This window comes from Mesorhizobium sp. M7A.F.Ca.US.006.04.2.1 (genome assembly GCF_004022915.1).
In the GTDB taxonomy this organism is placed as follows: domain Bacteria; phylum Pseudomonadota; class Alphaproteobacteria; order Rhizobiales; family Rhizobiaceae; genus Mesorhizobium; species Mesorhizobium ciceri.
Map to the genome: position 1 here is coordinate 1 of NZ_RZQA01000189.1, position 8426 is coordinate 8426.

9 protein-coding genes are annotated in these 8426 nt (G+C 62.4%); 2 read left to right on the forward strand and 7 right to left on the reverse strand.

All coding sequences use genetic code 11. The features are described 5' to 3' along the window. Together EN925_RS12640 and EN925_RS12645 are read right to left on the reverse strand one after the other, a co-directional pair. Positions 1–718: ornithine carbamoyltransferase (locus EN925_RS12640; RefSeq protein WP_128336584.1), on the reverse strand; the 718-nt coding region annotated here is incomplete at its 3' end. 17 nt (positions 719–735) lie between these two features. Further along, positions 736–1935 carry an aspartate aminotransferase family protein gene (locus tag EN925_RS12645; protein ID WP_063170013.1) on the reverse strand — a complete coding sequence of 400 codons (1200 nt, stop codon included), beginning with the start codon at positions 1933–1935 and terminating at the stop codon, positions 736–738. A 358-nt stretch (positions 1936–2293) separates the two neighbouring features. Between EN925_RS12645 and EN925_RS12650 the strand changes: the two genes are divergently transcribed. After that, the gene (locus EN925_RS12650; protein ID WP_127365491.1) at positions 2294–2812 is read left to right on the forward strand and encodes a GcrA family cell cycle regulator; all 519 of its coding nucleotides are present in this window, start codon (positions 2294–2296) and stop codon (positions 2810–2812) included. A gap of 146 nt (positions 2813–2958) precedes the next feature. Here EN925_RS12650 and EN925_RS12655 read toward each other — a convergent pair whose 3' ends face one another. The 3 genes from EN925_RS12655 to EN925_RS12665 all read right to left on the reverse strand — a co-directional run bounded on the left by EN925_RS12655 (position 2959) and on the right by EN925_RS12665 (position 6163). Beyond that, positions 2959–3969 (reverse strand): magnesium and cobalt transport protein CorA, encoded by a 1011-nt coding sequence (locus EN925_RS12655; RefSeq protein ID WP_127370148.1) that lies wholly within the window; start codon positions 3967–3969, stop codon positions 2959–2961. A 90-nt stretch (positions 3970–4059) separates the two neighbouring features. Beyond that, positions 4060–4785, reverse strand: coding sequence for a phosphate signaling complex protein PhoU (gene phoU, locus EN925_RS12660; RefSeq protein ID WP_013533646.1), 726 nt, complete (start codon positions 4783–4785; stop codon positions 4060–4062). Positions 4786–4897: 112 nt separating this feature from the next. Next, complete coding sequence (locus EN925_RS12665) at positions 4898–6163, reverse strand: ATP-binding protein (protein WP_164753417.1); 1266 nt, start codon at positions 6161–6163, stop codon at positions 4898–4900. A 121-nt stretch (positions 6164–6284) separates the two neighbouring features. On the opposite strand from EN925_RS12665, the gene ppk2 reads away from it, so the two are divergent. Then, positions 6285–7193, forward strand: coding sequence for a polyphosphate kinase 2 (gene ppk2, locus EN925_RS12670; RefSeq protein WP_013533648.1), 909 nt, complete (start codon positions 6285–6287; stop codon positions 7191–7193). A gap of 49 nt (positions 7194–7242) precedes the next feature. On the opposite strand, the gene EN925_RS12675 is transcribed toward ppk2, so the two are convergent. Both EN925_RS12675 and EN925_RS12680 read right to left on the reverse strand, forming a co-directional pair. Beyond that, positions 7243–7992: an enoyl-CoA hydratase-related protein gene (locus EN925_RS12675; RefSeq protein ID WP_013533649.1), complete on the reverse strand. Its 750-nt coding sequence runs from the start codon at positions 7990–7992 to the stop codon at positions 7243–7245. Between the two features lie 14 nt (positions 7993–8006). Beyond that, a partial coding sequence (locus EN925_RS12680) for an autoinducer synthase (protein WP_128336586.1) occupies positions 8007–8426 on the reverse strand: 420 nt, incomplete at its 5' end.

An 8426-nucleotide genomic window follows, 5' to 3' on the forward strand; every position in this document is an offset into this window, starting at 1 on the left:
AGAACACATTGTGGCCGCGGGCGCGATGCTCCTGGCCCATCGACACCCAGCAATCGGTGACGATGCAGTCGGCCTGGTCGACGGCTTCCTCGGGCGAGCGGGTGAAGTGCAGCTTGCCGCCATGCGCCTGCGACCAATCGATATGCTTCTGCGCCGGCTCGCTGCCTTCGGGAACGGCGACGTTGAGGTTGAAGCGGAACCGGGCCGAGGCCTCGAGCAGGGAATGCAGCACATTGTTGCCGTCGCCGGTCCAGGCGATGGTCTTGCCGGCTACCGGACCGCGATGTTCCTCGAAGGTCATGATATCGGCCATCAGCTGGCAGGGATGGGTATCGTCGGTCAGTCCGTTGATCACCGGCACGGTGGCGTTCTCGGTCAATTCCAGCAGCCGCTCATGCGAGGTGGTGCGGATCATGATCGCATCGACATAGCGCGACAGCACCTTGGCGGTGTCGGCGATGGTCTCGGAACGGCCGAGCTGCATCTCGGTGCCGGTCAGCATGATGGTCTCGCCGCCGAGCTGCCGCATGCCGACGTCGAAGGAGACGCGCGTGCGCGTCGACGGCTTGTCGAAGATCATCGCCAGCACCTTGCCTTCGAGCGGTTTGGTGCGCTCGCCGGCCTTGAGCCGCGCCTTTCGCACCACCGCGTCGTCCAGCATCAAGCGCAGGTCGCCTTCGGAAACGGTGGAAAGATCGGTGAAATGGCGAACTGACATCAGCAATGATTCCGGGATTACTTCGCCGCGGCGGAAGCGATCGCCTCCGCCAGGCCCTTGGCGCCGGCGCGGATGCGGTTGAGCGCGTCATGGATCTCGGCGTCGGTGACGGTGAGCGGCGGCAACAGGCGAATGACGTTGTCGCCGGCCGGAACCGTCAACAGGTGCTGGTCGCGCAAGGCCATGTTCACCTTGGTGTTGGGCATGGCGCATTTGAGGCCGAGCATCAGCCCGGCACCCCTGATGTCCTCGATGATTTCGGGAAACTCGTCGGCGACCGACGCCAGACCCTGCTTCATCAGCAGCGCCTTGCGCTGGACATCTTCGAGGAAGCCGTCTTCCAGCACGACATCGAGCACGGCGTTGCCGACCGCCATGGCAAGCGGGTTGCCGCCGAACGTGGTGCCATGCACGCCGGCGGTCATGCCGACCGCCGCTTCATCCGTGGCAAGGCAGGCGCCCATCGGGAAGCCGCCGCCGATACCCTTGGCAATCGCCATGATGTCGGGCGTTACACCCGACCATTCATGTGCGAACAGCTTGCCGGTGCGGCCGATGCCGCACTGGACCTCGTCGTAGATCAACAGCAGGCCGTGCTGCTCGCACAATTGCCTGAGCCGCTTCAGCGACTGCGTCGGCACCGGGCGGATACCGCCCTCGCCCTGCACCGGCTCGATCAGGATCGCGGCCGTCTCCGGCGTGATCGCCTTTTCGGCGGCGTCAATGTCGTCGAAGCCGACCTGGTCGAAACCTTCGACCTTGGGGCCGAAGCCCTCGAGATACTTGTACTGGCCGCCAGCCGCGATGGTCGCCAGCGTGCGGCCATGGAAGGCGCCTTCGAAGGTGATGATGCGGAAGCGCTCGGGATGGCCTTTGACGAAATGGTAGCGCCGCGCCGTCTTGATCGCGCATTCCAGCGCCTCGGCGCCGGAATTGGTGAAGAACACCTTGTCGGCGAAGGTGGCGTCGGCCAGCCGTTCGCCAAGCCGGCTCTGCCCGGGGATCTCGTAGAGGTTGGAGACATGCCACAGCTTGGCTGCCTGCTCGGTGAGTGCGGCGACCAGGTGCGGGTGGCTGTGGCCCAGCGAATTGACGGCGATGCCGCCGGCGAAATCGAGATATCGCTCGCCCTTGTCGGTAATCAGCCATGTGCCTTCCCCGTGGTCGAAGGCCAGGGGTGCGCGAGCAAAGGTCTCGTAAAGCGCCGAACCGCTCATTATATGCGTCTCCGGTACCGGAAAATCAAAAAAGCCGCCAAAGCGGCGGCCTGTGCGGCTTATCCTGTTTTTCGGCCATGAAGTCAACGAAAACGTCGCGTAGTGGCGCGCGGCAAGCCCCCCGACGGGACGCCGGCTCATAAGCGACCGGGCAAGTTGGGGAAAACCGAAAAAACCGATTCGTGTTGCACTTGGGACTCTTGTCACCGAGTCAGCGCATAGAGTAGTTGTAGTCGAGAAATAACTAGATTTCGTGCGGCGGACCTAATCACCAGATATATGTGGTGTCTGCCCTGGCAAATGTTGCCGGGTCGGGAGAAGGATTCCGATTGCCGCACGCTTAGAGGAGCGCGGTCTCATGAACTGGACTGACGAGCGGGTAGAACTCTTGAGAAAACTGTGGTCGGAGGGTCTGAGCGCAAGCCAGATTGCTGCGCAGCTTGGAGGGGTCAGCCGCAATGCGGTCATCGGGAAGGTGCATCGGCTGAAACTGTCGGGCCGCGGTCGCTCGACCGCCACGCCGGCACGCCAGAAGAAGGCAGCGCAAGGATCGACCGTCCAGAAATCGGTATCACGCGCCGTAACCACGGCACGCCATGTCACGACATCGGTCGGCGCCACTGCTTTGCAGACGCAGTTCGACGCCGAACCCGTGGCACGCCATTACATCCGCCCGGTCGAAAATGTCGTGCTGCCGATCTCGCGGCATCTGCAGCTGGTCGAGCTGACCGAGCGGACCTGCAAATGGCCGAACGGCGATCCGCTTTCAGAGGACTTCCATTTCTGCGGCAACGATGCCGCCGAAACCGGTCCCTACTGCAAGTACCACGCCCGCGTGGCATTCCAGCCGGCATCGGAGCGGCGGCGGAGCAGGTAGATAAGGGAATAGGGGAGTAAGGCAGTAGGGCAGTATGTGCGCGGAAAGTCGCGCTCACGAAATGCCACCCTACTGCCCTACTGCCCTACTGCCCTACTGCCCTACTGCCCTACTGCCCTACTGCCCTACTGCCCTACTGCCCTACTTCACAACCAGCCATTCTTCCTGAACCGCCAATACAGAAACGCGCAGATCAGCGCGATCGTGGCCAGAACCACCGGATAGCCGTATTCCATCTTCAGTTCCGGCATGTCGCTGAAGTTCATGCCGTAAATGCCGGCGAGCGCCGTCGGCACCGCCAGGATTGCGGCCCAGGAGGCGAGCTTCTTGGTGTTGGCCGTTTCCTGACTCTGGCCGACCAGCAAGCTCGCCTCGAAAGCAAATGCCAGCACCTCGCGCAGGCTGTCGATCTTCTCCTGAACGGTGCGGATGTGATCGGTGACGTCGCGGAACAGCGGATACATGGCGGTGTGGATCTGCGGCAGCTCGGCGCTGGTCAGCCTTCGGCAGACTTCGACCAGCGGAAGCGCGGCATTGCGCAGGCGCAGGAGATCGCGGCGCAGCATATAGAGCCGCTCTATGTCGGGAGCGGTCATCGGCTTCAGCAGAACCTTGTCCTCGATCGCCTCGACCTCGTCCTCGATCTGCTCGAGCACCGGCATGTAATTGTCGACGATGAAATCGAGGATGGCATAGAGGACGAAATCCTCGCCCTTGGCCAGCGAGTGCGGGCAGCTTTCCCAGTGCTGACGAACGGCGGCATAGGACGTCGAGGGACCGTGCCTGACGCTGACTATGTAGCCTGAGCCGACGAACAAATGGGTCTCGCCGAAGGTGACCCGGCCCTCGATCAGCTGCGCGGTGCGGGCGACGATGAACAAGGCGTCGCCATATTGCTCGATCTTCGGCCGCTGGTGCGGGTGCTCGGCATCCTCGATCGCCAGCTCATGCAGGTGAAACTGCGCCTGGACGCGCAGCAACAGGTTACGGTCGGGCTCCAACAGGCCGATCCAGACGACGTGACCGGATTTTTTTGCCCATTCGCCGGCTTCCTCGATGGGAATGTCGGCGATGCGGCGCCCCGCGGTGTAAACGCCGCAAGCGATAATGCCGGATATCGGCGCAGGCGCCGGGGTCAGGTTCCGAACATTTTCCATCACGACCTCCCGGAGCAAATCCACGGACGAGGATAGAGGCAAAGCCCGGAAAGCTTATCGTAAATCGGGTGACGGTTCGAGAGGCGGCGTTCACTTCACCGGCTGCGTCTCGGAAAGGCTGATTTTGTCGGTCTTGTCGCCCTTGGGCCGCTCAGCCGGCAACTGATCACCGGTGACGATGTAGTAGATGGTCTCGGCTATGTTGGTGGCGTGATCACCGATACGCTCGATGTTCTTGGCGCAAAACAGCAGATGCGTGCAGGGCGTGATGTTGCGCGGATCTTCCATCATGTAGGTCAGCAATTCGCGAAACAGCGATGTGTACATGGCGTCGATCTGGTCGTCACGATCGCGCACGAAGCCGATTTTCTCCACCGAACGGGACGCGTAGACGTCGAGCACTTCCTTGAGCTGGGTCAATGCCAGGTTGGACAGAGCCTCGAGGCCGCGGAACAGGCTGGTCGGCTGGCGTCCGTCGGTGACGGCGACCACCCGCTTGGCAACGTTCTTGGCGAGATCGCCAACCCGTTCGAGGTCGGCGGAGATGCGGATGGTCCCGACGATCTCGCGCAAATCCGCCGCCATCGGCTGACGCTTGGCAATGATGATGATCGCCTTGTCGTCGATTTCGCGCTGGCCCTCGTCCAGTACGGTATCGTCGCGGATGACCTTCTGGGCAAGGCCCGGGTCGGCATTGACGAGAGCGGTGACCGCCTGTTCGACCATGCGCTCGGCATGGCCACCCATCGCGGCGATGCGCTTCGACAGATATTTCAACTCCTCGTCATAAGCGCTGACGATGTGCACGGACTGCATGGCAAATGCCTTCCCACGGGGTGTTTTGATTTTGAGTCGTTTCCTCGAATCCCCGCTGATACGCTAGCCGGATGACAGAAAAAAGAAACAGTGCCCTTGAATTAGGGCGATATCAGTGCGCCGGCAAATGAACCGAGAATGCCGCGCCGTTGCCGACTTCGGACTTGATCGAAAGCCGGGCGTTGTGGCGCGTCAGGATATGCTTGACGATCGACAGGCCGAGGCCGGTGCCTTTCTGGGTCCGGCTGGTCTCGACATCGACGCGGTAGAAGCGCTCGGTAATGCGCGGAATGTGCTCCTCGGGAATGCCAGGGCCAAAGTCCCTGATCGTGACGTCGATGCCCGGCTCTGATCCGGCCTCGCTATGCGCTATGGATACAACCACGCGCCCACCCGACTGCCCATATTTGCAGGCGTTTTCCAAGAGGTTCTCGAAAACCTGGAAAAGCTCATCGCGATCGCCAGGCACATGAAGCGGTCCATCGGCGTAGCGCCGCTCGATGGCAACGGCGTTTTCGCTGGCCAGCGGTCCGAGCGAGTCGATGACGCTGTCGACGGTCTGACGCAGGTCCACCTCGGTTCCCGGCTTCAGATAGGGTTTCATCTCGAGCCGCGACAGCGACAACAAATCGTCGATCAGACGCGCCATGCGGCCGGTCTGGCTCTGCATGATCTGCAGAAACTGGTCGCGCGCCGCCGCGTCGTTGCGGGCTGGTCCGCGCAGCGTTTCGATAAAGCCGGCGATGGAAGCAAGCGGGGTGCGCAGTTCGTGGCTGGCATTGGCGATGAAGTCGGCGCGCATGCGGTCGATCCTGCGCGTTTCGCTCTGGTCCTTGAACACCAGCACATAGAGATCGGTGGCATGACCGACCGAGGACACGCTCACCCGGTAAGCCCGTTCGACCGGCAGCTTCTCCATGTAGTCGACGACATCGGAGGCGACATCGCCCGATAGCACGCCATCCAGCAGAGCCTGCATTTCCGGCGCCCGGAATTTCAGCGACAGCGACATGCCTGGCGCGATGCCGCCGAAAGCGGCGAAGGCGGCGGCGTTGGCATGGACGATGGTGGCAGCCCGGTCGAAGATGATGAGCGGATCGGCGACGGCGGCGGCCAGATATTCACCCGAGAGCCGCTGCAGGCCGATGGCCTCGATGGCAGCGCCGCTGCCGGTGGATTGGCGCGCGCCGCCGGCCGGCAGTATTGCCGCTGCAAATAGCAACAGCAGCGCCGCGAGGACGATATAGGCTGAAATCCCGGCCAAGGCATAAACGGCGACGACCGCGACGACGCCGGCCGCAAGCAGCCAGCGGCTGTTCCACAGCCGTGCGGCCATGGTTTGCGCGATGCCTCTCTGCTCTGTGTCCAGGTCAGCCATCTGCCCGCGGGCCCGCACCCCATGCCTTCGCACCCGGTCCACGGTGGCGGAAAAACTTCCACTAGACCGTTCCGGAGGCTCCCCATAGCATGAGTCCCGAAGCTGGAAAGGGTTCGTCTCGATGAAAAAAGCCAAGGAAAGTCCCGCCGCGCCAACTTCGGGGCCGCTGAAGATCAGGATCGGCGGCAAGGAGCGGGAGTTCGATATCGAAAACCCCGTGCTTCCCGACTGGGTCGAGGACAACAAGCTGACTGCCGGCGGCTATCCCTACGACAAGAAGATGAAAAGCGATGAGTATGACGAAACGCTCGAGAAGCTGCAGATCGAGTTGGTCAAGGCGCAGGCCTGGCTGCAGTCGACCGGCAAACGGGTGATGGCGCTGTTCGAGGGCCGCGACGCCGCCGGCAAGGGCGGCACGATCTTCGTGGTGCGCCAGTACCTCAATCCGCGCACCGCACGCAACGTGGCGCTGACCAAACCGACCCCGACCGAACTGGGGCAATGGTACTACCAGCGCTATGTCGACCATTTCCCGACTTCAGGCGAATTCGTCACCTTCGACCGCTCCTGGTACAATCGCGCCGGCGTCGAGCCGGTGATGGGTTTCTGCACGCCGCAGCAGCACGAGCAGTTTCTCGACGAGACGCCGCATTTCGAGCGGATGATCTCCAACGAGGGGATTCACTTCTTCAAATTCTGGCTGAACATCGGCCGGGAAACGCAGCTCGAGCGCTTCCACGACCGCCGCTACAGCCCGCTGAAGAGCTGGAAGTTTTCGCCCATCGACGTTGCAGGCATCACCAAGTGGGACGACTACACCAAGGTGCGCGACACAATGTTCGAGCGCACCCACAAGGAATTCGCGCCGTGGATCATCGTACGGGCCAATGACAAACGGCGCGCGCGGCTGGCGGTCATGCGGCGCATCCTGTCGTCTCTGCCCTATGAGGGGCGCGATCTCGAAATCATCGGCAAGGAAGACAAGAAGATCATCGGCGAAGGGCCGTCATTCCTGGGAAAACAGGATTGACGCTTTTTTGCGTCGCGCGGCAAGGAACCGCGCGACGCAATCATGATGCTTAAGCCGCCAGCCTGGCGATACGCTGCAATCGCCGCAGCGTCGTATCATCCTGCAGCGCCTGCTGGAAAAGCGAGATCTCCTGATCGATGCGGTCGCAGAGGGCCTCGGTGTTCCCCTTCAGCAGGCCGCGCGTCTGCAGCAGGGCGGCGACCGGCTTCTTGACGAGCTGTCTTGCCCGACCAAGGGCCGCCTCCTCGACGGTGCCTCCCGGCACGATCTCCGCGACCAGGCCGAGCGCCCTGGCATCTTCGGCGCGAAGCGTGTCGCCGAGGCAGAAGAAGCGGAAGGCACCGGCGTAGCCGAGCTTCTGCGGCGCCAGGATGCTGGTCGCCGCATCCGGCACCAGGCCGAAATCGACGAACGGCACCCTGAACGTGCTCTCATCGGACGCGATCACCATGTCGCAATGGAACAGGATGGTGCAGCCGACACCGACGGCATCGCCATCGACGCAGGCAAGGATGGGCTTTGGAAACGTCGCCAGCGTGCGGAACAGGTCGGTGACGGCGGCGATCAGTTTCTGGTGCTTGGTGGCGTCGAGGAATTCGGAGAAGTCGCCGCCCAGACAGAAACAGCCTGCCAGGCCGCGCAAGACGACGACGCGAACCTCCTCATTGTCGGCTGCTTCATGGAAGGTCCTTGCCAGGCTTTCATAGGCCCTCCTGTCCAGCACCGGCCGGCCGTCACTCGACGACACGGTGACCACCAGCGTGTGGTTGCGAAGTTCAGGTTGCGGATGTGTGCTCATGACTGTCTCCGATCTCATGACGCACGCCTTTGCCCGAGCATGTCGGGATATCCCCTGGCCAGCACGGGAGCAAAATGATTGCGGCGCGACCGCACCACATCGAGTGTGTGCTCGTTGAAGGTCAGCAAGGTGGCGACCACCTGCTGGTTGCCATAGGTGCGCTGATAGCCAAGCGGGGTCGCCAGGAAATGCAGTTGCAAGGCGCGCAGCACCCACATCGGCTCGAACTCGATGATCACCTTGTCGACGCCGCGCTTCAGCCCCCACTCGACGAAACCGGCAATCAGTTCGGTGCCGACGGTCGAAACGCCGCGACGACCATCGCGAAAACCGGGAGCCACCGCATAGCGGGTCAATTCCCAGATGTTTGGACCCGACGGCGGCGTTCCTTCGGAAAGATCGGTCAAGACCTCGGTCAGCAGATGTGGCCGCGT

What these genes read in the sequence shown, in the direction of transcription:
- EN925_RS12655 (WP_127370148.1), bottom strand. Translation starts at nt 3,969, where the DNA reads ATGGAAAATGTTCGGAACCTGACCCCGGCGCCTGCGCCGATATCCGGC.
- EN925_RS12665 (WP_164753417.1), bottom strand. Translation starts at nt 6,163, where the DNA reads ATGGCTGACCTGGACACAGAGCAGAGAGGCATCGCGCAAACCATGGCC.
- ppk2 (WP_013533648.1), top strand. Translation starts at nt 6,285, where the DNA reads ATGAAAAAAGCCAAGGAAAGTCCCGCCGCGCCAACTTCGGGGCCGCTG.
- EN925_RS12650 (WP_127365491.1), top strand. Translation starts at nt 2,294, where the DNA reads ATGAACTGGACTGACGAGCGGGTAGAACTCTTGAGAAAACTGTGGTCG.
- EN925_RS12675 (WP_013533649.1), bottom strand. Translation starts at nt 7,992, where the DNA reads ATGAGCACACATCCGCAACCTGAACTTCGCAACCACACGCTGGTGGTC.
- phoU (WP_013533646.1), bottom strand. Translation starts at nt 4,785, where the DNA reads ATGCAGTCCGTGCACATCGTCAGCGCTTATGACGAGGAGTTGAAATAT.
- EN925_RS12645 (WP_063170013.1), bottom strand. Translation starts at nt 1,935, where the DNA reads ATGAGCGGTTCGGCGCTTTACGAGACCTTTGCTCGCGCACCCCTGGCC.